The 23584-nt window shown below is 72.6% G+C and carries 21 protein-coding genes; 9 read left to right on the plus strand and 12 right to left on the minus strand.

All coding sequences use genetic code 11. The features are described 5' to 3' along the window. Nucleotides 1–2: 2 nt before the first annotated feature. The gene (locus ACFYZR_RS23185; RefSeq protein WP_391913196.1) at nucleotides 3–842 is read right to left on the minus strand and encodes a TIGR02452 family protein; all 840 of its coding nucleotides are present in this window, start codon (nucleotides 840–842) and stop codon (nucleotides 3–5) included. Nucleotides 843–1045: 203 nt separating this feature from the next. Here ACFYZR_RS23185 and ACFYZR_RS23190 point away from each other — a divergent pair, with 203 nt between their 5' ends. Next, the gene (locus tag ACFYZR_RS23190; protein ID WP_391913198.1) at nucleotides 1046–1453 is read left to right on the plus strand and encodes an SSI family serine proteinase inhibitor; all 408 of its coding nucleotides are present in this window, start codon (nucleotides 1046–1048) and stop codon (nucleotides 1451–1453) included. 11 nt (nucleotides 1454–1464) lie between these two features. Here ACFYZR_RS23190 and ACFYZR_RS23195 read toward each other — a convergent pair whose 3' ends face one another. The 5 genes from ACFYZR_RS23195 to ACFYZR_RS23215 form a co-directional block, all read right to left on the minus strand. Next, the gene (locus ACFYZR_RS23195) at nucleotides 1465–1623 is read right to left on the minus strand and encodes a hypothetical protein (protein WP_391913200.1); all 159 of its coding nucleotides are present in this window, start codon (nucleotides 1621–1623) and stop codon (nucleotides 1465–1467) included. A gap of 131 nt (nucleotides 1624–1754) precedes the next feature. Then, entirely contained in the window at nucleotides 1755–2732 is a 978-nt protein-coding gene (locus ACFYZR_RS23200) for a cytochrome c oxidase assembly protein (RefSeq protein ID WP_391913202.1), read from the minus strand. 102 nt (nucleotides 2733–2834) lie between these two features. Continuing rightward, nucleotides 2835–3860, minus strand: a complete 1026-nt coding sequence (locus tag ACFYZR_RS23205; RefSeq protein WP_391913204.1) for a 6-phosphofructokinase — start codon at nucleotides 3858–3860, stop codon at nucleotides 2835–2837. 117 nt (nucleotides 3861–3977) lie between these two features. Next, complete coding sequence (locus ACFYZR_RS23210; protein ID WP_361704375.1) at nucleotides 3978–4706, minus strand: glutamine amidotransferase; 729 nt, start codon at nucleotides 4704–4706, stop codon at nucleotides 3978–3980. Nucleotides 4707–4735: 29 nt separating this feature from the next. Further along, complete coding sequence (locus tag ACFYZR_RS23215) at nucleotides 4736–5974, minus strand: MurT ligase domain-containing protein (protein WP_391913206.1); 1239 nt, start codon at nucleotides 5972–5974, stop codon at nucleotides 4736–4738. A 163-nt stretch (nucleotides 5975–6137) separates the two neighbouring features. On the opposite strand from ACFYZR_RS23215, the gene def reads away from it, so the two are divergent. After that, entirely contained in the window at nucleotides 6138–6764 is a 627-nt protein-coding gene (gene def / locus ACFYZR_RS23220; RefSeq protein WP_391913208.1) for a peptide deformylase, read from the plus strand. Nucleotides 6765–6922: 158 nt separating this feature from the next. Here the strand turns inward: def and ACFYZR_RS23225 are convergent, their stop codons facing one another. Continuing rightward, nucleotides 6923–7567, minus strand: coding sequence for a TetR family transcriptional regulator (locus ACFYZR_RS23225; protein WP_391913210.1), 645 nt, complete (start codon nucleotides 7565–7567; stop codon nucleotides 6923–6925). A 149-nt stretch (nucleotides 7568–7716) separates the two neighbouring features. Between ACFYZR_RS23225 and ACFYZR_RS23230 the strand changes: the two genes are divergently transcribed. From ACFYZR_RS23230 to ACFYZR_RS23240, 3 genes are all read left to right on the plus strand, one after another. After that, nucleotides 7717–8940 carry an acyl-CoA dehydrogenase family protein gene (locus ACFYZR_RS23230; RefSeq protein ID WP_391913212.1) on the plus strand — a complete coding sequence of 408 codons (1224 nt, stop codon included), beginning with the start codon at nucleotides 7717–7719 and terminating at the stop codon, nucleotides 8938–8940. A 173-nt stretch (nucleotides 8941–9113) separates the two neighbouring features. Continuing rightward, on the plus strand, nucleotides 9114–10820 hold the full coding sequence (murJ, locus tag ACFYZR_RS23235) for a murein biosynthesis integral membrane protein MurJ (protein ID WP_391913214.1): 1707 nt from the start codon (nucleotides 9114–9116) through the stop codon (nucleotides 10818–10820). Between the two features lie 154 nt (nucleotides 10821–10974). Continuing rightward, the gene (locus ACFYZR_RS23240) at nucleotides 10975–11601 is read left to right on the plus strand and encodes a DUF4352 domain-containing protein (protein ID WP_391913216.1); all 627 of its coding nucleotides are present in this window, start codon (nucleotides 10975–10977) and stop codon (nucleotides 11599–11601) included. 26 nt (nucleotides 11602–11627) lie between these two features. Here the strand turns inward: ACFYZR_RS23240 and ACFYZR_RS23245 are convergent, their stop codons facing one another. Continuing rightward, the gene (locus ACFYZR_RS23245) at nucleotides 11628–12401 is read right to left on the minus strand and encodes a 4'-phosphopantetheinyl transferase family protein (RefSeq protein ID WP_391913218.1); all 774 of its coding nucleotides are present in this window, start codon (nucleotides 12399–12401) and stop codon (nucleotides 11628–11630) included. Nucleotides 12402–12673: 272 nt separating this feature from the next. Here ACFYZR_RS23245 and ACFYZR_RS23250 point away from each other — a divergent pair, with 272 nt between their 5' ends. Then, a complete protein-coding gene (locus ACFYZR_RS23250; protein ID WP_391913427.1) occupies nucleotides 12674–14275 on the plus strand; it encodes a GMC oxidoreductase in 1602 nt (533 codons plus the stop codon). Nucleotides 14276–14393: 118 nt separating this feature from the next. On the opposite strand, the gene ACFYZR_RS23255 is transcribed toward ACFYZR_RS23250, so the two are convergent. Then, the gene (locus tag ACFYZR_RS23255) at nucleotides 14394–16571 is read right to left on the minus strand and encodes a PIG-L family deacetylase (protein ID WP_391913220.1); all 2178 of its coding nucleotides are present in this window, start codon (nucleotides 16569–16571) and stop codon (nucleotides 14394–14396) included. 262 nt (nucleotides 16572–16833) lie between these two features. On the opposite strand from ACFYZR_RS23255, the gene ACFYZR_RS23260 reads away from it, so the two are divergent. Beyond that, nucleotides 16834–17409 (plus strand): RDD family protein, encoded by a 576-nt coding sequence (locus ACFYZR_RS23260; RefSeq protein WP_391913222.1) that lies wholly within the window; start codon nucleotides 16834–16836, stop codon nucleotides 17407–17409. 31 nt (nucleotides 17410–17440) lie between these two features. Here ACFYZR_RS23260 and ACFYZR_RS23265 read toward each other — a convergent pair whose 3' ends face one another. Together ACFYZR_RS23265 and ACFYZR_RS23270 are read right to left on the minus strand one after the other, a co-directional pair. Further along, entirely contained in the window at nucleotides 17441–18487 is a 1047-nt protein-coding gene (locus ACFYZR_RS23265) for a polyprenyl synthetase family protein (RefSeq protein ID WP_391913429.1), read from the minus strand. Between the two features lie 10 nt (nucleotides 18488–18497). After that, entirely contained in the window at nucleotides 18498–19544 is a 1047-nt protein-coding gene (locus tag ACFYZR_RS23270) for a tetratricopeptide repeat protein (RefSeq protein WP_391913223.1), read from the minus strand. 262 nt (nucleotides 19545–19806) lie between these two features. Here ACFYZR_RS23270 and ACFYZR_RS23275 point away from each other — a divergent pair, with 262 nt between their 5' ends. Further along, nucleotides 19807–21423, plus strand: a complete 1617-nt coding sequence (locus ACFYZR_RS23275; protein WP_391913225.1) for a phospholipase D-like domain-containing protein — start codon at nucleotides 19807–19809, stop codon at nucleotides 21421–21423. 203 nt (nucleotides 21424–21626) lie between these two features. Further along, nucleotides 21627–22559 (plus strand): D-alanyl-D-alanine carboxypeptidase family protein, encoded by a 933-nt coding sequence (locus ACFYZR_RS23280; RefSeq protein ID WP_391913227.1) that lies wholly within the window; start codon nucleotides 21627–21629, stop codon nucleotides 22557–22559. A gap of 15 nt (nucleotides 22560–22574) precedes the next feature. On the opposite strand, the gene ACFYZR_RS23285 is transcribed toward ACFYZR_RS23280, so the two are convergent. Beyond that, complete coding sequence (locus ACFYZR_RS23285) at nucleotides 22575–23513, minus strand: alpha/beta fold hydrolase (RefSeq protein WP_391913229.1); 939 nt, start codon at nucleotides 23511–23513, stop codon at nucleotides 22575–22577. Nucleotides 23514–23584: the final 71 nt, after the last annotated feature.

The following is a 23584-nucleotide window of genomic DNA, read 5'->3' on the forward strand; positions in this document are numbered from 1 at the left end:
CGTCAGTGGGCCTCCGCGGTGAACACCGACGCGAAGGCCGCCCGGGTCGGCGAGTCCGTCCGCCGGTCGAGGATCGCGAAGACGACGTGCTCGAAACGGCCGGCGAAGCGCCCCGCGCCCGTCAGATGACCGGCGAACGCCGCCGCGACCTGCCCCGGGTCGTTGCGGAAGACCCCGCATCCCCACGCCCCGAGGACCAGCCGGCGGTAGCCGTGCGCGGCCGCCACCTCCAGCACCCGGCCCGCGCGCTCGTCCAGCGCCGCCGGGATCCGGGCGGTGAGCTCCGGGGTGCGCTGGGCGATCACCCCGGCGTTGGGGGCCGGGGAGGTCAGGAAGCCCACCGTGTACGGGGTCTCCAGGAGCCCGTCACGGTCGTCGCGGAAGACCGGGACGCCGGGGGAGTGGACGACCCGGTCGCTGTAGAAGGGGCTGGGGTCCGCGCGGTGGGCGGCGTAGTACTCCGGGGCCTCGCGCAGACAGGTGTACAGGGCCGAGCCCCGGCACAGCGCCTCCTCCTGCGCCTGGGCGCCGTTGAGGTAGCCGCCGCCGGGGTTGCGGGCGGAGGCGAAGTTGAGCACGGCGACCTCGCCGTCCGCCGCCAGGCGGCGCGACGCGTCCAGGCTGCCCTCGGCCGTCACCTCGAAGACCGTCGCCGCGGGGGCTGCCGCCCCGGGCTCCGCCGGCGGTACGGTCACCGGCTCCGGGCCGTACAGCCGCGTCCCCCGGCGGGCCGCCCCGACCGCCCCGGCGATGTCCGCCCACCGGCCGCCCGGCGTCGTGTAACCCCCGTCGGCGACGATCGACTCCGTCACCCGCGCGACCTCGCGCAGCCGTGCGCTCATTACGTTCCCCCTTGTCAGAAGCCTTTCGTACGGACGGGAGCGTACGGAGGGCGGTCGTCCGCCGCGAGGGATTTTCCCGACGGCTCGACGGCTCGACGGCTCGACGCCCCGACCGCCGACCGGGTGGCCGCCTCCCCCCACACGGGCGACGGGCCGGTGCCGTCACTTGCCGCCGGGCGGCCCCGCGCGGTGCCCTGGCACCCATGTCCGTACGCACCACCACCGCGGCAGCGGCGGCGACCCTCACCGCTACCGCCACCGCGCTCCTCGCATTGCCCCCGACGGCGGCGGGCATCGGCACCGAGGAAGCGGGACGGCTCCTCCTCACGATCTCCGGCGCGCGGAACACCTGGATCCGCGGCCTCCGGCTCGTCTGTCCCGTCGCGGGCGGCCACCACCCCCACGCGGCCGAGGCCTGCGCGGACCTGGAACGGGCGGGCGGCCGGCCCGACGCCCTCCCCGGCGACACCGGCCGGGTGTGCACCCGGGAGGACGACCCGGTCACCGCCACCGCCGACGGGGCATGGCACGGCACCACGGTGGCCTGGCGGAGGACCTACCCCAACCTCTGTCTCCTGGAGGCCGCCACGGGAGCGGTCTTCCGCTTCTGAGCCCCGCGTGCTCAAGCTCCGCGCGTCGCCATCGCCCCGAGCGTCGTCACGCCCAGCACCACCCAGGCGAACCACAGCCAGCCGTCGCTGCCGATCGTCACCGAGTAGGCGGTCACCAGCACCAGCCCCCCGACCGTGAGTCCCGCCATGGCCCTCGTCGATCCGGACATCCCGCACCTCCTCCACGGCGGCCCCGCCGTACGGCCGTACATACGCGCGGACCGCGGTCAGGAGACCATCGTCTCCCCACCGCGGTCCGTACCGCCATACCGCCGCCGGGCCCGGCCCGGCGCGTTCCGTCCTACCCCCGCTGGCCCTTGGCGTGGAGCGAGGCCAGATAGGCGTTGTAGGCCTGGAGCTCCTTGTCGCCGCTGCGCTCCTCCGCGCGGTCGGACCGCTTGGCCTGCCGCTGCTCGGAGCGGTACCACTGGTACACCAGCGCCAGCAGCACCAGGACCGACGGGATCTCGCTGAACGCCCAGGCGATGCCGCCGCCCGCCTTCTGGTCGTCCAGCGCGTCGATGCCCAGCGAGGCCGGCGGGTGCATATACGTGCCGATCATCGGCTCCGAGGCCATCATCAGCGCGATGCCGAAGAAGGCGTGGAAGGGCATGCCCGCGAACAGCTCCAGCATCCGCATCACATAGCCGGGCCGGTGCGGGCCCGGGTCCACGCCCATGATCGGCCAGAAGAACACCAGGCCCACCGCGAGGAAGTGCACCATCATCGCGATGTGCCCGGTCTTCGTCTCCATGAGGAAGTCGAAGAGCGGAGTGAAGTACAGCGCGTACAGGCTCGCGATGAACATCGGGATCGTGAACGCCGGGTGGGTGATGATCCGCATGTAGCGGCTGTGGAGCAGGGCCACCAGCCACTCGCGCGGGCCCTTGCGACCGCGCCCCGCCGCCGGCAGCGCCCGCAGCGTCAGCGTCACCGGGGCGCCCAGGAGGAGCAGGATCGGGGAGAGCATGCTGATCACCATGTGCTGCACCATGTGCACGCTAAACATGACCATGCCGTAGTCGTTGAGCTTGGTGCACATCACCAGCGCCACGCTCAGCACGCCCAGTGTGAACGCCACCACACGGCCCCACGGCCAGACGTCGCCGCGTCTGCGCAGCCGCACCACGCCCCAGCCGTAGAGGCCCAGCCCCAGCAGACAGCCGATCATGAAGAACGGCTCACTGCTGAACTGCAGACCCCGGCTCAGCGTGAACGGCGGCATGTCCATGTGCATCATGCCGTGCATGCCGGGCATGCCGTGCCCGCCGTGATCCATCCAGTCTCTCCCATTTCGCACCGATGCGCCGGGACCAGAGTAGAGGCGCCCCGGGGCGGGCCCACGGCCGGGGGCGCCCCCGGGACCGGACCGGGGACCGGATCAGAGCACGTTCTCGGCCTCGGCGTAGCGCTCCGCCGGGACCGTCTTCAGCCGTTCGGTGGCCTCGGCCAGCGGCACCAGCGTGATGTCCGTGCCGCGCAGCGCCGTCATCATCCCGAACGCGCCCCGGTGCGCCGCCTCCACCGCGTGCCAGCCGAAGCGGGTGGCGAGCACCCGGTCGTACGCGGTGGGGGTGCCGCCGCGCTGCACATGGCCGAGGATGACGGGCCGGGCCTCCTTGTCCAGGCGGCGCTCCAGCTCCCCGGCCAGCTGCCGGGCGACGCCGGCGAAGCGCTCGTGCCCGTAGACGTCCGTGCCGCCGGTCTCGAACTCCATCGAGCCGGGGCGCGGCTTGGCGCCCTCCGCGACGACCACGATGGCGAATCGTTTCCCCGCCTCGAAGCGCTTGCCGACGACCGCCGTCAGCTCGTCGATGTCGAAGGGCCGTTCCGGCACCACGATCGCGTGGGCGCCGGCGGCCATGCCCGACTGGAGGGCGATCCAGCCGGTGTGGCGGCCCATCACCTCCACGATCAGCACCCGCTGATGGGACTCGGCGGTCGTCTTCAGCCGATCCAGGGCCTCCGTGGCCACGCCCACGGCCGTGTCGAAGCCGAAGGTGACGTCGGTCGAGGCGATGTCGTTGTCGATGGTCTTGGGGACGCCGACGATCGGCAGCCCCGCGTCCGACAGCAGCCGGGCCGCCTTGAGGGTGCCCTCGCCGCCGATGGGGATGACGGCGTCCAGACCGAGCTCGGCCATATGGCCGCGGGCGCGCTCCACGCCGCCGCGCAGATCCTCGGGCCGTACCCGGGAGGAGCCGAGGACGGTGCCGCCGGTGGCGAGGATGCCGGCCACGGACTCCAGGTCCAGCGGCCGGTGGTCGCCCTCCAGCAGACCGCGCCAGCCGTCGTGGAAACCGATGACGGTATCGCCGTGGTCGACGACGGCACGGTGGACGACGGAACGGATGACGGCGTTGAGCCCGGGGCAGTCGCCGCCGGAGGTGAGCACACCGATGCGCATGACAGGGGGACCTTTTGGATCGGGGCCCCGCGGGGCCGCTTAAGGACCGGACCCCGTCGTCCGGTGGGAATCCCCGCCACCCTAAACCGTCGGGGCGGCGGGGATCACGACCGTCCGCTATGCGGGCTGTGTCGCCGCGGCGATCCGCTCGGCGCGCAGCGCCTCGTACCAGCGGTCGTCGACCGGCGGCAGGGCGTTGACGTCCAGCGCCAGCTTGATCAGCATGTCCGCGATGTGCGGGTTGCGGGCCATGACCGGACCGTGCATGTACGTACCGAAGACGGTCTCGTTGAACGCGCCCTCGGTGCCGTCGCCGGTGCCGTTGCCCTTGCCGAAGCGGACCCGGGCGAACGGACGGGCCGTCGGGCCCAGGTGGGTGACGCCCTGGTGGTTCTCGAACCCGGTCAGCGGGGGCAGGCCCAGCTGGGGGTCGATGTCGCCGAGGACGTCGCCGACGCAGCGCTCGCCCTCGCCACGGGTGCTGATGACGTCCAGCAGACCGAGGCCCTGCTCACGCCGGCCCAGGTCGTTGACGAACTCGTGGCCCAGGATCTGGTACCCGGCGCAGACCGAGAAGACGATCGCGCCGTTGGCGACGGCCCGGTTGAGACCGCCGTCGCGGCGCAGCCGCTCGGCGGCCAGCCGCTGCGGCCGGTCCTCGCCGCCGCCGATCAGATAGATGTCACCCGAGGTGGGGATCTGCTGGTCGGAGCGGACGTCCACGCGCTGGACGTCCAGGCGGCGCTGGTGGGCGCGGCGCTCCAGGACCAGGACGTTGCCCTGGTCGCCGTAGGTGCTGAGCAGGTCGGGGTAGACCCACACCACACGCAGACTGTTCTGGCTCATGCTCACAATCCTTTGAGTGCTGCCGTGGGTCAGTTGCCGACGACGCGGCGGATGTCCTGGAAGGCGGTGTAGTTCGCGATGACCTCGACCTTGCCGGGCGGGGCCATCTGCACCGCCTCGTCGAACGTCTCGCAGACCCGGAAGTCCACGCCCGCGACCTCCAGGCGCACGGCCAGGTCCAGCTTGCGGTCGCCGATGACCATGATCGGGTGCCCGGCGAGCCGGGTGTAGTCCACGTCCCACAGCCACGAGGTGTCGGTGCCGTCCGCGCCGCGGGCGTTCACCGACAGGATCACCGGCGCCGGCGGCCCGTCGATCAGCGAGAAGGTCTCCAGCCAGCCGGCCGGGTTCTTCGCCAGCAGCAGCCGCACCTCACGGCCGGAGTAGCTCACCACGTCGTACCGGCCGGCCACGGCCTGCACCTGGTACATCCGCTCCAGCGCCACCTGCGGCGGCACGCCGAAGGTCGCGGCCACGGCGGCCGAGGTGGTGGCGTTGGCCTTGTTGGCCCGGCCCGGCAGCTGGAGGTGGATGGGCCACGCGGAGCCGTGCGGGTCGAGGACGTAGTCCCCCGACAGCGCCCAGCTCGGCGTCGGCCGCCTGAAGCCGCACTCGCCGCAGAACCAGTCGTCGCCCGGGCGCTGCATCACACCACCGCAGGAGGGGCACGACCAGGCGTCGTCCTTCCACTCCTGGCCGGCCGCGACCCACACCACGTTCTGCGACGAGGACGCCGCCCACACGATCAGCGGGTCGTCCGCGTTGGCGATCACCACGGCCTTGGTGCCGGCCAGGCCCTCACGCCACTTCTCGGCCAGCATGCGGGTCTCCGCGGCGCGGTCCAGCTGGTCGCGCGAGAGGTTCAGCAGCGCTATGGCCTTGGGCGAGGTGTCGCGCGCGACACCCGCGAGGTACTTCTCGTCCACCTCGATCACGCCGTAGCGGGCGTCCGAGCCGCCCGCCAGGGCGGAGGTGATGCCCGCCGGCATGTTCGCGCCCAGCGCGTTGGACACCACCGGACCGCTGGCCCGCAGCGCCTCGGCGATCAGCCGGGTCGTGGTCGTCTTGCCGTTGGTGGCCGACACCAGGACCACGTCCAGGTGCGTTGCCAGCCGGGCCAGCAGGTCGGGGTCGAGCTTGAGTGCGACCTTGCCGCCGATCACCGACCCGCTGCCGCGGCCCGCTGCGCGCGACACCGCCGCAGCCGCCTTGCCCGCCGTCACGGCGAGCTTCGCCCGCGGCGACAGCGGCCCCGAGTTGCCTGCCATCGTCCTAGTCCTCCTTGTTCGGCGCCGGGCCGTAAATCCTGGTCAGCCGGTGGAACGCCCCCTCAGTGCCGAGGGCCGGCCAGGAGACTCCGGTCGGGGATCAGCCTATCGAGATCCGGCCGCGGGCCCGAACCCGCGGCCCGGGGAACGTACGCTGGAGCCCATGCGACGAGGCACCATTCCCGGCAGTTCAGGACGTGTGCGGCCCATGAGGCTGCTCGGAGACCGGGGTCTCGCGGCACCCTGCGAGGAGGTCACGGCGTTTGACGAGGACCTCGCCCGGCTCGTCGAGGACATGTTCGCCACCATGTACGCGGCGGGCGGCGTCGGCCTCGCCGCCAACCAGATAGGCGTGCCGCTGCGCGTCTTCGTCTACGACTGCCCCGACGACGAGGACCGCCGCCATCTGGGCCATGTCGTCAACCCCCGGCTCGTCGCCACCGACGGCCCGGTGATCCGCGGCCCCGAGGGCTGTCTGTCCGTGCCGGGGATCGAGGCGGGCACCCCGCGCTTCGACGAGGCCGTCGTCGAGGGCGTGCGCGTGGACGGCTCCCCGGTCACGGTGCGGGGCACCGGCTTCTTCGCGCGGTGCCTCCAGCACGAGTGCGACCACCTCGACGGCGGCCTCTACCTCGACCACCTCACGGGGCTCCGGCAGTGGCGCGCCCTGCGGGCGGCCCGGCGAGCCGGGCTGTCCCCGGCCCCGGCCGGGGCCTCGACGGCCGAGACCGAGGCCGCGGCGGTCGAGGCTCCGGCCCCCGCCCCGGCCCTGGGAGGCCGGGCGGGCTGACACGGACGGCCCGCCCGCCCGGGCCCGGCCCGGGCCGCCGTGCCCCGTTCGCGCGTGCCGTCCCGGCCCGGGCGCGGGGACGCGGACGTACGTCCACGGGCGTCCCGGCGTACGGGCCCGGCCTACGGACCCGGCGGGCCGGGCCGGAGGCCGCCCCGTCAGAACCCCGGCCCGTCCGCCCGGTCGCCCGACGTGGCCAGGCGGCCCCACAGCAGGTCCGCGAGGTACCGGACGAGCTGCTCGCGCGGGAACGGGCGCTCCCGCAGCCACCAGTCGCCGGCGGCGTGCATCATGCCGACGATGCCGTGGCCCCACGTCCGCGCCAGCTCCTCCCCGTCCGGGCCGAGGTCCACGCGCTCGACTATGACCTGGGCCAGCTCCTCGCCCATGCGCCGCAGCAGCGGCGCCGAGTGCCGGCCGACGTCGAAGCCCTGGTCGGAGGGCTGGCCCTCGTCGGCCGGGTGCATCAGGAAGCGGTAGACCTGGGGCCGTGCCTCTATGGCCGCCAGATAGCTGTCCAGCGTCGTCTCCACCCGCTCGCGCCGGTTGGTGGGCGCGTCCAGCGCCGCCCGCAGCCCGGCGAGCAGGGCGTCGGTGTGCCGTACGGCCAGCGCCCGGTACAGGCCCCCCTTGTCGCCGAAGTGGCGGTAGAGGATGGGCTTGGTGATGCCCGCCTCCGCCGCGATGGCGTTCATCGACGCCCCCGGTCCCTCCCGCAGCACCACCCGGTCTGCGGCCTCCAGCAGCTCCCTCCGCCGCTGCTCCGCCGCCTTGTGCTGCTCTTCCCGCTGACTGGTCTCCATCAGACGTCTCTCCCCGCCCCAGTGATTCGAAATGCCTGCGCAAAGTAACACCCGGTCCACACAGCGGATTCGGGTGGCGGTCCGTTGACAGGCTTTACCCGTGGGTAACATACTGCCGTTACCGCGAGTAGCGCATGTTGGGAGGGGACATGGCCGCCTTCGAGCCGGAGCTGGGCGACGAGCAGGAGACCGTCCGGGACTGGGTCCACGGCTTCGCCGCCGAGGTGATGCGACCCGCGGCCGCGGAGTGGGACGAACGGGAGGAATTCCCCTGGCCGGTGGTCCGGGAGGCCGCCCGGATCGGGCTCTACTCGCTGGACTTCTACGCCCGCCAGTTCTTCGACCCCACGGGCCTGGGCATCCCGGTGGCCATGGAGGAGCTCTTCTGGGGCGACGCGGGCCTGGGCCTGGCGATCACCGGCACGGGGCTCGCGGCGGTCAGCGTCTTCACAGGCGGCACCGACGAACAGATCGGCACCTGGGTGCCGCAGATGTACGGCGACGCCAACGATGTGAAGATCGCCGCGTTCTGCTCCTCCGAACCCGACGCGGGCTCCGACGTCTCGGCCATGCGCACCCGCGCCCGCCACGACGAGGCCAAGGACGAGTGGGTGATCGACGGCGTCAAGGCGTGGGCCACCAACGGCGGCATCGCCGACGTCCACGTCGTCGTCGCCGTGGTCGACCCGGAGCTGGGGGCCAGGGGCCACGCCTCCTTCGTCGTCCCGCCCGGCACCCCCGGCCTCACCCAGGGCCAGAAGTTCCGCAAACACGGCATCCGCGCCTCCCACACCGCCGAGGTCGTCCTCCAGGGCGTCCGGGTCCCCGGCCACTGCCTCCTCGGCGGCAAGGACCGGCTGGACGAACGCCTCGCCCGCGCCCGCGAGCGCGCGAACGGCGGCGGGCGGGGCGGGAACGCGGCGATGGCCACCTTCGAGGCGTCCCGCCCGGCCGTCGGCGCCCAGGCCGTGGGCATCGCCCGCGCCGCCTACGAGGTGGCGCTCGACTACGCCCGCACACGCGTCCAGTTCGGCCGCCCGATCATCGACAACCAGGGCGTCGCCTTCCAGCTCGCGGACATGCGCACCCGGATCGACGCGGCCCGCCTGCTGGTGTGGCGCGCCTCCTGGATGGCGACGGCCGGCCGCCCCTTCACCGCGGCGGAGGGCTCGATGTCCAAACTCTTCGCGGGCGAGACCGCCAAACAGGTCACGGCCCAGGCCATGCAGATCCTCGGCGGCAACGGCTACACCCGCGACTACCCGGTGGAACGGATGCACCGGGACGCCGCGATCTACTCGGTCTTCGAGGGCACGAGCGAGATCCAGCGCCTGGTGATCGCACGGGCGATCTCGGGGATGCCCATCCGGTAGCCGACCCGGCTCCGGCGACCCTCTCGCGCCGTATGCCGCGCCGCGCCGCGACTAGCGTGGCTCCCCACAGTCGATCATGTGGGGAAGGGAGCCGTATGCCGGGCTTACGGAACAGTCGTGCCGGGCGGTCTCGGGAGTCCGCGAGGGGCCTTGACGCCGACACTTTGCAGCTCGTGGCCGTGAAGAGCCCGCCGGACGCGGGACGGACCCCCGCGCCCGACGGTGGAGGCCGCGCTTCCGGCCTGGCGAGGGCCGGCGCCGTGATGGCCGCCGGCACGCTGTTCTCCCGGCTGACCGGTTTCGCGCGCAGCCTTGTGATCTCCGCGGCTCTGGGGACCGCCGTACTCGGCGACACCTACACCGTGGCCTCCACCCTCCCCACGATGATGTACATCCTCACCGTTGGCGGCGGGCTCAACTCCGTTTTCGTGCCCCAGCTCGTGCGCGCCATGAAGCAGGACGAGGGCGGGGGCGAGGCGTACGCCAACCGCCTTCTCACCCTCGTCATGGTGACGCTCGGCGCCATCGTCGCCGTCGCCGTCCTCGCCGCGCCGCTCCTGGTCCGGCTGATGTCGAACACCATCACCCAGGACGAGGCCGCCAACAGCGTCGCCGTCGTCTTCGCCCGCTACTGCCTGCCCACCATCTTCTTCATGGGCCTGCACGTCGTCATGGGCCAGATCCTCAACGCCCGTGGCAGGTTCGGGGCGATGATGTGGACGCCCGTGCTCAACAACGTCGTGGTCATCGCCACATTCGGCGCGTTCATCTGGGTCTACGGCGCCTACCGCGAGTCCGGCGTGAGCGTCGGCACGATCCCGCCGGAGGGGGTGCGGCTGCTCGGCGCCGGGACGCTGCTCGGTCTCGTCGTACAGGCTTTGGCCATGATCCCGTACCTCCGGGAGACCGGCTTCCGGTTCCGGCCCCGCTTCGACTGGAAGGGGCAGGGGCTCGGCCGGACGGTCCGGCTCGCCAAGTGGACCGTGCTGTTCGTCCTCGCCAACCAGGCGGGCGCGACGGTCGTCACCCAGTTGGCCACCGCCGCCGGCGAGGCGTCGGGCAAGGAGGGTGCCGGCTTCACCGCGTACACCAATGCCCAGCTGATCTGGGGCATGCCCCAGGCCATCATCACCGTCTCGGTCATGGCCGCCGTGCTGCCCCGCCTCTCCCGCGCGGCCCAGGACGGCGACCCGGGAGCGGTGCGCGACGACATCTCCCGGGCGCTGCGGACGTCGGCGGTCGCCATCGTCCCCGTGGCGTTCGCGTTCCTCGCGCTCGGTCTGCCGATGTCCCTGCTGCTCTTCTCCGGCGTGGGCCCCGAAGCCGCCCGGGGCATGGGCTTCATCCTCATGGCGTTCGGCCTCGGACTCGTCCCGTACTCCGTGCAGTACGTCGTCCTCCGCGGCTTCTACGCGTACGAGGACACCCGGACGCCCTTCCTCAACACGCTCGCCGTCGCCGGCGTCAACGGCGCGGCGGCCGTCGCCTGCTACCTGCTGCTTCCGGCCGCCTGGGCGGTCGCCGGGATGGCGGCCTCCTACGGCCTCGCCTACGCGGTGGGCGTCGGCATCGCGTGGAAGCGGTTGCGCGACCGCCTCGGCGGCGATCTCGACGGGCCGCGTGTCGTCCGGACCTACGCCCGGCTGTGCGCCGCGGCCGTGCCGGCGGCCCTCGTCGGCGGCACGGCCGCGTTCGCCGTCACCCACGGCCTGGGGGACGGCGTCCTCGGCTCGGTCACGGCACTGGCCGTCGGCGGGTCCGTGCTGCTCGGCGTCTTCGTCGTCATGGCGAAACGACTCCGTGTCGAGGAGTTCGACGCGCTGGCCGGCCTGGTCCGGGGCCGGCTCGGCGGGGCCCGCTCCGGGGCGGCGGTCCGGTAGGTCCCGATCGTCCCCCGGTCGCCGGGTATCACCGCCACGGTTTGATCACCTGAATGTCACAGGAGGCCCACAGGCCCCCTGGATGGCGAAAACGGCTCTGACCTGCGGGTAAGAATGTGCACGTCAAAAACCGAACCACCACGGGGGATACACCATGCGTCGTCAGCTCTCCACCGCCGCGATCGTGATCGCACTCGCCGCCACCGCCACCGCCTGCAACAGCGACGGTGTCGACGCCAAGCCCGACAGCAGCGCGAGCGCGAGCCAGGGTGCCGTCGCTCCCGACCCGGGCAAGGGCGGCGGTGCCGACAAGGGTGGCGCCGACCAGGGCGGGGCGGACAAGGGGTCCGCCGGTCAGGGCGGCGGCCAGGTCGCCGGCAACACCGTCACCATCAAGGCCAAGAACGGTGCCCAGCTCGCCGTCACCGTGAAGAACTTCGCCGACCCGGCCCAGAGCGACAACAAGTTCATGAAGCCCGCTGCGGGCAAGCGCTGGGTCGCCGTCCAGCTGGAGATCGTCAACACCGGCAAGGAGGTGTACGACGACAGCCCGGCCAACGGTGTGAAGGTCACGGACGAGGCGGGCCAGGCCTACACCCACTCCATCGGCTCCACCACCGCCGGCGCCAACATGCCCGCCACGGTCAAGCTCACCGCGGGCCAGAAGGCCCTCGGCTACGTGGTGGTCTCCATGCCCGAGACCGCCAAGGTCAAGACCATCAGCTTCACCCCGGACTCCGGCTTCGCCAAGGAGACCGCGGAGTGGACGATCAAGAAGTGACGAACCGCCCGCGACGCGGGTGACGTTCAGGCGGCGAGGCCCTCGGGGTCGAGCCGCCTGACGTCGTAGCGGACCGTGAGCCGGCCGCGCACCGCCGCGGCCGCCGAGGCGGTGCCGGCCGGGACGTCGACGATCGTCCAGCCGGCGGGCCACGGGGGCGTGTCCGGGCCGCCGTTGCCCACGTAGTCGAGCGCGGGGGAGCGGCCCAGGCCCGCGCCCAGCCCCTTGAGGTAGGCGTGTTTGCGGACCCGCAGCCGGGAGTGGACCGCGGGGCGGCGCACCACCGGCGCGGCCATGACCTCGCGGTGCTCGGCGGGGTGGAGGGAGCGGGCGGCCTCGGCCACCGTGTGGACGCCCGGGGGCCGTTCGGCGGCCACGCCCACGGGGGTGGAGGCGACGCCGATCAGCACCAGCCCCGCGCCCCGCGCCAGGGAGAAGGAAGGCGCGCCGGGCGCGGCCGGTCTGCCGTGCGGCCCGCCGCAGCAGGGGCACGCCTCGCGGACGAGGGCCACCGCGCCGGGGGCGGCGTCCAGATACGCCCCGAGGATCCGACGCAGCGTCAGATGGGCTGCCACATAGCCCGCGCGGTCGAAGGGATGGGCGAACGCGTCCGCCCGGGCGCGCTCCTGGCCGTCGAGCGGTGTCTCGTCGAGGGCGGCCGTGCCGAGCCACGGTCCGGGGAGCCGCAGCAGCCAGAGGTCGAGCGCTCCGGCGGGCGGGGTGTCGAGGGCCGTGGGCCAGGAGGCGTCGGCGGCTTGGCCCGGGCGGAGGGTGGTGGCGGGGTCCAGGGGTAACTGCACAGGGCGCTCCGGTGAGTCGGTGACGGCCGGGAGCGTACAGGAGTCATATGTCCCACACATATCGGCTTCGGGGGAGAGCGATACTTGTGATCGTTTTCTATGCAGAAGTGCAAGTACCTTGATGAAGTCTGGTCATTCTTCTAGGTCTTTCCTGAGCGGAACCTTGGGCAGAGTGCCTGCGTACCGGTTTCATCAGTGGTTTCACCAGCCCCCGAAAGGTCAGGATCCACGTGGGAGTCAACCAGCACCTGTCGCGCCGTCGTCTGCTCGGCATGGCGGCCTTGAGCGCCGCCGCCCTCAGCGGGGCCACGACGATCTCCGCGGCGCCCCGGGCGCAGGCCGCCGGCCGGGCGGCCGGGGACGGCGGGACGTCCGTGCCGGCCGTGGTGATCGGCACCGGTTACGGCGCCGCCGTCGCGGCACTCCGGCTCGGTGAGGCCGGGGTGGAGACCCTGATGCTGGAGATGGGGCAGCAGTGGGACAAGCCGGGGTCGGACGGCAAGGTGTTCACCGGCATGCTCAAGCCCGACGAGCGCTCCAGCTGGTTCAAGAAGCGCACCGAGGCCCCGCTCGGCTCGTTCCTCTGGTTCGACGTGGTCAACCGTGACATCACGCCGTACGCCGGAGTGCTGGACCGGGTCAACTACGACCAGATGTCCGTCTACGTGGGCCGCGGCGTCGGCGGCGGCTCGCTGGTCAACGGCGGCATGGCCGTGACGCCCAAGCGCTCCTACTTCGAGGAGGTGCTGCCGCAGGTCGACGCCGCCGAGATGTACGACCGGTACTTCCCGCGCGCCAACTCCACCCTGCGCGTCAACCACATCGACACGAAGTGGTTCGAGGACACCGAGTGGTACAAGTTCGCCCGCGTCTCCCGGGACCAGGCCGCCAAGGCGGGCCTGGGCACCACCTTCGTGCCCAACGTCTACGACTGGGACTACATGCGGCGCGAGGCCGCCGGCGAGGTGCCGAAGTCCGCGCTCGCCACCGAGGTCATCTACGGCAACAACCACGGCAAGATGAGCCTGGACAAGACCTATCTGGCCGCCGCCCTCGGCACCGGCAAGGTCACCATACGGACCCTCCACAAGGTCAAGGCCGTCCGGCGGCAGAACGACGGCTCGTACGTCCTGACCGTCGAGGAGACGGACGCCTACGGCAAGACGCTGGCGTCCAAGGAGATCTCCTGCACCTATCTGTTCCTCGGCGCCGGCAGCCTCGGCTCCACGGAACTGCTGCTGCGCGCCCGGGAGACCGGCGCCCTGCCCGACCTCAGCTCCGAGATCGGCAAGGGCTGGGGCCCCAACGGCAACATCATGACGGCCCGCGCCAACCACATGTGGAACCCCACCGGCGCCAAGCAGTCGTCCATCCCCGCCCTGGGCATCGACGACTGGAACAACCCCACGGCACCCGTCTTCGCGGAGATCGCCCCGATGCCCGCCGGCCTGGAGACCTGGGTCAGCCTCTATCTGGCGATCACCAAGAACCCCGAGCGCGGCACCTTCGTCTACGACGCCGCCGCCGACCGGGCGGACCTGCGGTGGACCCGCGACCAGAACGCCCCGGCCGTCGCCGCCGCCAAGTCGCTCTTCGACCGCGTCAACAAGGCCAACGGGACGATCTACCGCTACGACCTGTTCGGCACCCGGCTCAAGGCCTTCGCCGACGACTTCTGCTACCACCCCCTCGGCGGCGCCGTCCTGGGCAAGGCCACCGACCTCTACGGCCGTGTCTCCGGCGCCAAGAACCTCTACGTCACGGACGGTTCGCTGATTCCGGGCTCCATCGGCGTCAACCCCTTCGTGACCATCACCGCGCTCGCGGAGCGCAACGTCGAGCGCGTCATCCAGCAGGACATCAAGACGAAGTGACGTGGCGCTCCGCCGGGCATCGGGATCGGTCGCCCGCGGGCCGGCGGGGGCCTCTCGCGCCCACGCGGCGGAGCCGCAATCGACACTGCCCCGCGCCCCTTCCGGGGGCGCGGTTCGCTCAGGACGTCAGTACATCGCTCAGCGTCCTGCCATCGTGGGTGACCCAGGACGCGACGGCTCCGCCTCCCGTACCCCCGACCCGGGCGCTGCCGAGCCGTCCGTCCGTGCCCAGCACGACCGCGACCGTGCGCCCCCGGGAGTCCCGGGTGAGCGCGGCCGTGCCCCGGTGGGGGACGCCCCCGCCGAGCCAGGGGCCCGGGCGGCCGGAGCCTGCGGACAGCCGCACCAGTCCGGCGGCGTCACGAGCGGCGAGCACGGTGACCGTGCCCTCCCGCGCCAGCGCCACCCGGCCGTAGCCGCCGATGGGCGCGCACTGGGCGGTGACGCGCCAGCCGGCGCCGCCCGGCCGCAGATCGGCGACCACCACCCGGGAGGTGACGGGTTCGCGCAGGGCCAGGCGCATGCCCCCGCCGGGGAGCGCGGCCAGGCTCAGCGGGCCGGTCGCGGCCGGGAGCAGGGTGGGCCCGGCCGCGCGCGGCGCTCCGCCCGGCTCCCGGGACCGCCAGTGGTGGACGGTCCGGGGGCCGGCCGCGACGACGTGGACGCGGCCCGTGTCGTCGACGGCGGCGGCCAGACCGTCCTGGACCACCACGGGCCGCCCGGGGCCCGAGGGCAGGGACCGCCACGCCTCCCACTCCCCGGCGCCGTCGGTGGAGCGAAAACTCACCCCGCCCGACCGGTTCCGTACGAAGACGAACACCCTGCCGTCCCGGCCGGTCACCGCCACCGGATAGCCCGTCTCCAGCGATCCCGAGGGGTCCTTCTCCGGCGCGCCGAGGGAGAGCCACGGGCCGAAGGCCGGGGCCGCGGCGGACACCGTGCCGGTCTGGGCCGTCGTCACCACCTCGCGCCGGTGGGGGACGCCGGGCGCGGGAAGCACGGTGCGCACGGAGAACAGCCCCAGCGTGCCGTCCGCGTGCCGCAACGCCTGCACCTGACCCTCCAGCAGGGAGCCGCCGAGGGGCACCGGGCCGGACCAGACGCCGCTGCCCGCCCCGGTCTCCGTCCAGCAGTGGGCCTGTCCGCCGAGGACCGCGAAGGCCGCGAGCCGTCCGTCCGGCAGCGGTCGCACCCAGTCCTGTGTGCCGGGGGCGCGGTGGCGGAGGTTGTTCGTCCAGCGGGTGTCCTTCGAGCGCGCGCCGACCTTGCGGTCGCCGCACCCGGCCGGATCGCCGCAGTCCCGGCCACCGACCCAGCCGTAGACGTCGAGGACGGTGGTCTTGTGGGCGGTGGCGGCGTCGTCGAGGCTGTTCGGCAGGAGGGCCACCTCGTAGCCGAGGTAGCTGTCGACGGCCGTGAGCCGGGCGGGTCCCCGCCCCCAGTACCGGGCCAGGGCCGCCTGCGCGAAGTGGGCGGAGGCCGTGTGGTCCTGGTGGTCGTAGGTGGCGATGCCCTGGAGCACGGCCGGGGCGCCGGCGTAGTACGGCTGGCGCGCCAGGCGGGTGGGGTTGGGGTCGAGGGTGCGGACGACCGTGGGCCGATGGCGCTCCAGCACGGCGGCGAGCGAGTCGATCACCTGCTCCCGGGTGTAGCGGAAGGCGCGGCCGACCGGGCTCGCGGTGGGCACGAGCGTGGGGAGGTCCCGCGTCGCGCCCAGCCACAGGCCCCGCAGGCTGTCCCGGCGCGGCGCCCGCAGGGTCCGGGCCTCGACCAGCTCCATGAAGATCAGCTGGACCCGGGGTGCGGCGACGAGCGTCTGCGACTCGACCCGGAAGCCCGGCAGAAGCGTCAGCGGCTCGACGTGCCAGGGGCTGAGCCAGTCGCCGGTGACCATGTAAGCGGTCGCCTCCCGCAGCCCGTTGATCCTCGCACGGGCGAAGTCGGGCCGCCGCTCCGGCAGTCCGGCGTAGCCGGGGCCGACGCTCAGCGCGTTACGGCCGTCGGACTCGCCGCCGGTCATGCAGACCGTCACCACCGGAGCCCCGCCGCGCAAGGCCAGCTCCAGCTCCGGGTTCATGAAGTACAGCGAGTCGTCGGCGTGCGCCATGATGTGGACGAAGGCCTCCGCCGGGGCCTCGCTGGCGGGCCGCGCGGTGAACCGCCCCCGCCCCGCGCCCTGTTGCGCCCCCGGCGCCGACCACTGGAGAGCGCCCGCCGCGCCCGCTCCGGCGACGAGGCCGCACCCGGCGACCCGCAGGATCCGGCGGCGCGCTATTCGTCCTGACACAACGGACACGACGGATCTCCCCTCGGCGACGGTGGGGGTGCGGAAAGAGAAGGACTGATCGTATGATCCGCGTCCGCCGGTTTTCCCGCTGTTGTGTAACAGCCGTGCCACGGCCACAAGGGATGACAAAAGGGCGACAATCGAAAGTTATGGCAATGTCCGGTGATCCGATGATCCGCGCCCGTTCTCCGGATAACCGTTTGTCATCGATCTCCGCGGTCCCCCGAAACCGATTTGTGTGATCGGCGGAGTCTCCTATTGGATCAGTTGTGTGAGTCATTACCAGCAGCCTCCGGCCGCCGGGCAGAACCCGTACGGTCAGAACCCCTACGGCCAGCAGCCCCCCTACGGCCAGCCGCAATCCCCTTACTACCCGCCGCCGATGCCCCCGATGGGTGCCGGTGGCCCCCCGCCGCAGGCCCTCGCCGGCCAGGGAGCGCGCCTGGGCGCGCGCATCCTCGACGGCATCTTCGTGGTCATTCTCATGATCGTCCCGCTGGTGATCAGCGGCGCGATCAGGGCGACCGCCGACGGCGCGGCCCCCCTCGCGACCCTCGTGATGCTCGTCGGCATGATCGCGGTGTTCATGCTCTACGAGCCGCTGATGCTCTCGAAGTCGGGTTCCACCTTCGGCAAGCGCATCTGCGGTATCCGCGTCGCACGGCTTTCCGACGGCCAGAACCTGTCCTACGGCGGCGCGCTGTGGCGCATGTTCAGCAGCTACCTCATGGGCTTCGTCCCGTTCCTGGGCCTGCTGAACATCCTCTGGTGCCTCTGGGACAGCCCTTACCGCCAGTGCCTCCACGACAAGGCCGCCAGCAGCGTCGTCGTCCTGCGCGCCGCCTGAGCGCGGGCCGCGCCACGCGGCCCGCGCCCCGTCACAGCCGCCGGTCCACCAGGAACCCGGTGAGCGCGACGAGTTCGTCCACCGTACGGGGTGCCAGTGGCACCCCGTACAGGCATTCCCGGGCCGCCGCCACCCGGCGCCGGGCCTCCGCGAGCGCGGCGTCCCGGCCCCCGGCCTCCTCGACCAGCCCCGCCGCGCGACGGGCCGCGCCGGCGTCCAGCGGGACGCCGGGGGCGAGGAGCGCGGCGAGCTCACGGGCGGCGGGGCCGTCCGCCGCCAGCGCGGCCAGCACCGGAAGGGTCTTCTTCCCCCGCGTCAGATCGCTGTGGACCGGCTTGCCCGTGATGCCCGGATCACCCCAGATGCCCAGCAGGTCGTCCACGGCCTGGAAGGCCGGCCCCAGTTGCCGGCCCGCCTCCCCGAGCGCCTCCACCACCAGCGGCGGGGCGCCCGCCAGCACCGGACCCAGCGTCAGGGCGCAGGCCAGCAGCGAGCCGGTCTTGCCCGCCGCCATCGCCTCGTACTCCGCCGGGCGCACGGCCCTTCGCCCCGTCCAGGGCCGGGCCTCGAACAGCAGGTCGTCCGCCTGTCCCCGCACCAGCTCGCGCAGCGCCCCGGCCAGGTGCGCCACCGCCGCCCCGGTGCGGTCGCCACCGTGCCGGGCGAGCGTCTCGACCGCGAGCGCGAACAGGGCGTCCCCGGCCAGCACCGCGGGCCCGGTGCCGTACGCCCGCCAGGCGCTCTCCCGGTGGCGCCGCCGTTCGTCGCCGTCCATGACGTCGTCGTGCACCAGCGAGAAGGTGTGCACCAGCTCGACGGCCACCGCCGCCGTGACGCCCTCGTCCCCGGCCGCGCCGACGGCCTCGGCGCCCAGCACCGCGAGCGCCTGACGGACGCCCTTGCCACCGCCGCCCGTGCCCGGGGTGCCGTCCGCCTCGCTCCAGCCGAGCGCGAACGAGGCCATCCGGCGCGGCCACGGGTGGAGGGTGCCCACCGCCTTCCGCAGGGCCGGGTCGACGAGCTCCCGGCAGCGGCCGAGCACCCCGTCCGGCGACACCGGAGGCAGCGGAGTGTGGATGGACGTCACGTCAGCCCTCCGATCCGGCCCGGCCGGGGACGATCCCGAGCTCCGCGCACGCCTTGTCGACCATGTCCCGGGCGTGCAGCAGCCCCAGCCCGCCCAGCCTGCCGCGCAGCTCCTCCAGGTCGGCGGCCGTCTCCGCCAGGTCGCGCCCGAGCCGGGCCCGCGCCTTGACCAGGCCGAGCGTCGCCAGCGCGGCGCCCCGCGGCTCGGACATGGCCCGGAACTCCTCCAGGGCGCCGGCGTAGACCTCCCGCGCCTCCTCGTACCGGCCCGCCCGGAAGAGCACGTTGCCGCGCATCTTGTGGTTGTAGGCCAGCGCGCTGACCAGGTTCATCTCCCGGCAGGCGGTCTCCGCCCGGGACAGCAGCGCCAGCGCCCCGTCCGTCCCGCCCCGCAGCGACAGCACGTCGGCGATGCCGCGCAACGCCCAGGCGTGCCCCCGCGCGTCGTCGGCGTCCTCCGCTATCCGGGCCGCCTCCTCGAACATCTCCAGGGCCTTGTCGTACGCGCCGGTGTTGCGGTGCATCTGCGCGATGCCCTCCAGCGCCCACACCGTGTGCCGGGCCTCGCCGCGCTTGCGGGCCTCGGCCAGCAGCTTCTCGTGGAGCTCGGCGACGGCCCGGTAGTCGCCCTGGATCCGGCCGGTCTCGGCCAGTCCGGCGAGCGAGTAGCCCCGGGCCACGATGTCCCCGCCGCGCTCGGCGAGCCCGGCGGCCAGGGCCAGTCGGCGCCGGGCGAGCCGGAGTTCGCCGCGCTGCCGGGCCAGGGTGCCGCCGCTCCAGACCGCCCACGCCATGGCGCCCTCGTCCCCGGCCCCCCGCGCCGCCCGGTAACTCGCCTTCCAGGCCTCCTCGGCCTCGGCCACCCGGCCCAGCCGCCGGCTGGCCTCGGCGACGGCCAGCCCCGCGTGCGCCGTATCCAGCGCGGATCCGGCCAGTTCGGCGCGCCGCCGTTGCTCCACCGCCTTGGTCAGCACCTCCTCCAGGGAGGAGTTGACCGAGAGCTCGCCGAGCGCGCCCCGGTACTCGGGCGCGAATGCCTTCCCGTACATGTCTGCCTTTCTTCGTGACGCCACGGGCGGGGCGGGCACGGTCGCCCGGTCCCACCAGTGGTCACGAAGCTATGGCCAAGGGTCGCCCGGGCGAATCCATCCACGAGGCGGTCCGGCGTACCTCTGAGGGCTGGTGGCCGAAGTGCGTGTCATACGTGAGATGTACGGGTCCGAAGAGCTGATAGTTTCTGCGCGTTGATCTTCCGTTGGCCGACTCTTGGCCTTCCGTTCACGGAATCGTTACTTGTTGAAGGACGCACCAATGCCTCGCCACCGGCTCCGCCGTTTACACCGTCTCGCCTCCTGCGCGGCGGTCTCGGCCGTCGCCCTCGCCGCCCTGCCGGCGGCCCCCGCCTTCGCGGCCACCTCCGCGACCCCGCACCTCGACGCCGTGGAGAAGACGCTGCGCGAGGTGTCGCCCGGTCTCGAGGGCGACGTCTGGCAGCGCACCGAGGGCAACAAGCTGGACGCCTCCGCCGATGACCCGGCGGGCTGGCTGCTCCAGACCCCCGGCTGCTGGGGCGACGACAAGTGCGCCGACCGCCCCGGCACCAAGCGGCTGCTGGCGAAGATGACGGAGAACATCTCGCGGGCGAAGCGCACGGTGGACATCTCCACCCTGGCGCCCTTCCCCGACGGCGCGTTCCAGGACGCGATAGCCGCCGGCCTCAAGACCGCCGTCGCCTCCGGGAACAAGCTGAAGGTCCGGGTGCTGGTCGGGGCCGCGCCGGTCTACCACCTCAACGTCCTGCCGTCGAAGTACCGGGACGACCTCAAGGCCCGGCTCGGCAAGGCGGCCGACGACATCACGCTGAACGTCGCCTCGATGACCACGTCCAAGACCAGCTTCTCGTGGAACCACTCCAAGCTGCTCGTCGTGGACGGCGCCTCCGCCATCGCCGGTGGCATCAACAGCTGGCAGGGCGACTACGTCGGCACCGAACACCCGGTGACCGACGTGGACATGGCCCTCACCGGCCCCGCCGCCACCTCCGCCGGCCGCTACCTGGACACGCTGTGGACGTGGACGTGCCGGAACAAGAGCAACGTCGCCAGCGTCTGGTTCACCTCCTCGGGCGGCGACTGCATGCCCACGATGGAGAAGGACGCCAACCCGGCCTCCGCCCCGCGCACCGGGAACGTCCCCGTGATCGCGGTCGGCGGCCTGGGCGTCGGCATCAAGGACTCCGACCCGTCCTCCGCGTTCCGGCCCCAGCTGCCGACCGCCCCCGACACCAAGTGCGTCGTCGGCCTGCCGGACAAGACCAACGCCGACCGTGACTACGACACGGTCAACCCCGAGGAGAGCGCCCTGCGCGCCCTGGTGGCCAGCGCCGAGCGCAGCGTGGTCATCTCCCAGCAGGACCTCAACGCCACCTGCCCGCCCATCGCCCGCTACGACATCCGGCTCTACGACCAGCTCGCCGCCAAGCTCGCGGCCGGCGTGAAGGTCCGCATCGTCGTCAGCGACCCGGCCAACCGCGGCGCGGTCGGCAGCGGCGGCTACTCGCAGATCAAGTCCCTCGCCGAGATCAGCGACACCCTCCGAGGCCGCCTCGCCCTGGTGACGGGTGATCAGGACAAGGCCCGGGCCGCGATGTGCGCCAACCTCCAGCTGGCCACCTTCCGCAGCTCCGACAGCGCCAAGTGGGCCGAGGGCCACCCCTACGCCCTCCACCACAAGCTGGTGTCGGTGGACAGCTCCGCCTTCTACATCGGCTCGAAGAACCTCTATCCGTCCTGGCTCCAGGACTTCGGCTACATCGTCGAGAGCCCGGAGGCGGCGAAGCAGCTGGAGAGTGAGCTGCTCGACCCCGAATGGAAGTTCTCGCAGGCGACCGCGACGGTCGACCACGCGAAGGGCGTCTGCTCGATCTGAGCGGGTTTTCCCGGCCCTGCAGAGGGGGAGTGTCCATGGCGCGAGCCACGGCCGCTCCCCCTCTTTCCGTAAATAAATACGTTCGACCCTCGGGTGATCATCCGACTGTATTCACTGAAGAGTGAACGGATTTCCTCTCGCGCGGCGCCGGGTGCGAGCATGCGCACGCCCCGATCCGACCAGTGAGGAAATCTGGAGACTCTATGCAGCGATATGGGGGACGCGACGCACGGCCGCTCCGCTGGGGAGCGGCGCTGACCGCGTCGGTCGCGGCCGTGGCGCTCGCCCTCCCGTCGGCCACCGCCGAGGCGGCGGGCGGACCGGCGGGAATCGGCGCCAAGGGCGCCTATCTGCTCGACGGCGGCACGGGCCGCCCACTGTGGAGCAAGGAGGCCGACACCCGGCGGCAGATGGCCAGCACCACCAAGATCATGACTGCCGTGGTCGTCCTCGACGAGCACGCCGGCGAACTGGACCGGGAGGTCCCCGTCAAGCAGTCCTACCGCGACTACGTGGCCCGGACCGGCGCCAGCACCGCCGACCTGCGCACCGGCGACAAACTGACCGTACGCCAGCTGCTCTACGCGCTGATGCTGCCCTCCGGCTGCGACGCCGCCTATGCCCTCGCCGACACCTTCGGCAGCGGGGACACGGAGGAGGAGCGCACCGCGTCCTTCGTCGCCGCCATGAACGCCAAGGCTCGCGAACTGGGAATGCGCGACACCCACTACGACTCGTTCGACGGGATCTCCGGCAGCGGCGAGAACTATGGCACCCCGCACGACCTCGCCCTGCTCACCCGGCATGCGCTGCGCGGCGCGACGCTCGGCTCGGTGGTCCGTTCACTGAACACCCAGCAGAAGGCGACGAATGTGAATCGCCTCTACACCTGGTACAACACCAATAAACTCCTCGGCTCCTACCGGGGCGTCGTCGGTGTGAAGACCGGGACGACGCAGGCGGCCGGGCCCTGCCTCGTATTCGCCGCCACGCAAAAGGGCCGCACGGTCGTCGGCGTCATTCTCAACGACGCCGTGGGCCGTTATCCGGACGCCGCGAAAATGCTGGACTACGCCTTCGGCGCCAAGACCAGGATGACGCTCCGGAAGCTCCCCAAGGGCGCCCACGAGGACTGATCGCGGCCCATGGGATCAGTGCTCCTTGGGCGGGCGCGGCGCGGGGACCGAACCCCGCGCCGGACGTCGGAGGTACTCGACCGGATGGCAGTAGTCCAGCCCGTCCAGGGAGTCGCCGGAGAAGAAGCGCAGCACCAGGTCGACGAGTTCGGCCGGGCACTCGAGATGGACCAGGTGGTCCGCGTCCCGGAGCATGGTGAACCGGGCGTCGGGCAGCCGGGCCGCCGCCTCCCTGCCCAGCGCGGGGGTGCTCAGGGGGTCGTGCTCGCCCGTGACGACCAGTGCCGGGGCCCGTACGGCGCCACCGCCGGGCAGCCGGGTGTGCGTCAGCAACCGCCGCGAGTTGTCGCGGTATTTGACGAGGTCGTCGGGGGTCAGGTCGCGCAGGGCCCGGGTCAGGCACCTGACGACGGTGGCCCGGCGCGAGATCGTCACCCTCGGGGAGAGGCATGTCATGCCCTCCAGTACGGACTCCACGAACTCCGCGTGCCGCTCCTCCGCCAGCAGGCGCAGGGTGTGCTCGACCCTGCTCCGGGTCCCCGCCGTGAGGTGCGACATCGTGCCGACGAGCGCCAGGTGCGCGACCCGCCCGGGGTGCCGCCGGGCCCATTCGCAGGCCACGGCCGTGCCGTAGGACGTCGCCAGGACGTTGACGGGTGCCGGGGCCACCTTGGTGAGCAGCTGGTCCAGCGCCTCCGCGAGGAAGTCGAAGCCGAAACGGGCGGGCAGCCGGTCCGCGCCGCCCCAGCCGGGCAGGTCCACCGTGATGACGCTGGCGGCCTCCAGACACCCCTGCTCCAGCCGCCCCCAGGCGGTCTGGTACTGGAACGCCCCGCCCACGAAGACGATGGGCGCGATTCTGGCGTCCGGCTGGTGGACGACCCGGCCGCTGTACGCGTAACCGTCGAGGGTGAGCGGGATGACCTCTTCCAAGAGGGCGGTACGCGTCGGCACTGCCGGTCTCCGTTCGTGGGGGGCCTTCACCAGAGGAACGACGGCCAATGGGGGGACGTTACTGCCCATAT

The sequence above is a fragment of the Streptomyces sp. NPDC001678 genome (assembly GCF_042892945.1).
Taxonomy (GTDB): domain Bacteria; phylum Actinomycetota; class Actinomycetes; order Streptomycetales; family Streptomycetaceae; genus Streptomyces.

What these genes read in the sequence shown, in the direction of transcription:
- ACFYZR_RS23210 (WP_361704375.1), bottom strand. Translation starts at nt 4,706, where the DNA reads ATGAGCCAGAACAGTCTGCGTGTGGTGTGGGTCTACCCCGACCTGCTC.
- ACFYZR_RS23240 (WP_391913216.1), top strand. Translation starts at nt 10,975, where the DNA reads ATGCGTCGTCAGCTCTCCACCGCCGCGATCGTGATCGCACTCGCCGCC.
- ACFYZR_RS23190 (WP_391913198.1), top strand. Translation starts at nt 1,046, where the DNA reads ATGTCCGTACGCACCACCACCGCGGCAGCGGCGGCGACCCTCACCGCT.
- ACFYZR_RS23195 (WP_391913200.1), bottom strand. Translation starts at nt 1,623, where the DNA reads ATGTCCGGATCGACGAGGGCCATGGCGGGACTCACGGTCGGGGGGCTG.
- ACFYZR_RS23230 (WP_391913212.1), top strand. Translation starts at nt 7,717, where the DNA reads ATGGCCGCCTTCGAGCCGGAGCTGGGCGACGAGCAGGAGACCGTCCGG.
- ACFYZR_RS23225 (WP_391913210.1), bottom strand. Translation starts at nt 7,567, where the DNA reads ATGGAGACCAGTCAGCGGGAAGAGCAGCACAAGGCGGCGGAGCAGCGG.
- ACFYZR_RS23205 (WP_391913204.1), bottom strand. Translation starts at nt 3,860, where the DNA reads ATGCGCATCGGTGTGCTCACCTCCGGCGGCGACTGCCCCGGGCTCAAC.
- ACFYZR_RS23250 (WP_391913427.1), top strand. Translation starts at nt 12,674, where the DNA reads ATGGCGGCCTTGAGCGCCGCCGCCCTCAGCGGGGCCACGACGATCTCC.
- ACFYZR_RS23275 (WP_391913225.1), top strand. Translation starts at nt 19,807, where the DNA reads ATGCCTCGCCACCGGCTCCGCCGTTTACACCGTCTCGCCTCCTGCGCG.
- ACFYZR_RS23200 (WP_391913202.1), bottom strand. Translation starts at nt 2,732, where the DNA reads ATGGATCACGGCGGGCACGGCATGCCCGGCATGCACGGCATGATGCAC.
- ACFYZR_RS23215 (WP_391913206.1), bottom strand. Translation starts at nt 5,974, where the DNA reads ATGGCAGGCAACTCGGGGCCGCTGTCGCCGCGGGCGAAGCTCGCCGTG.
- def (WP_391913208.1), top strand. Translation starts at nt 6,138, where the DNA reads ATGCGACGAGGCACCATTCCCGGCAGTTCAGGACGTGTGCGGCCCATG.
- ACFYZR_RS23185 (WP_391913196.1), bottom strand. Translation starts at nt 842, where the DNA reads ATGAGCGCACGGCTGCGCGAGGTCGCGCGGGTGACGGAGTCGATCGTC.
- ACFYZR_RS23280 (WP_391913227.1), top strand. Translation starts at nt 21,627, where the DNA reads ATGCAGCGATATGGGGGACGCGACGCACGGCCGCTCCGCTGGGGAGCG.
- ACFYZR_RS23270 (WP_391913223.1), bottom strand. Translation starts at nt 19,544, where the DNA reads ATGTACGGGAAGGCATTCGCGCCCGAGTACCGGGGCGCGCTCGGCGAG.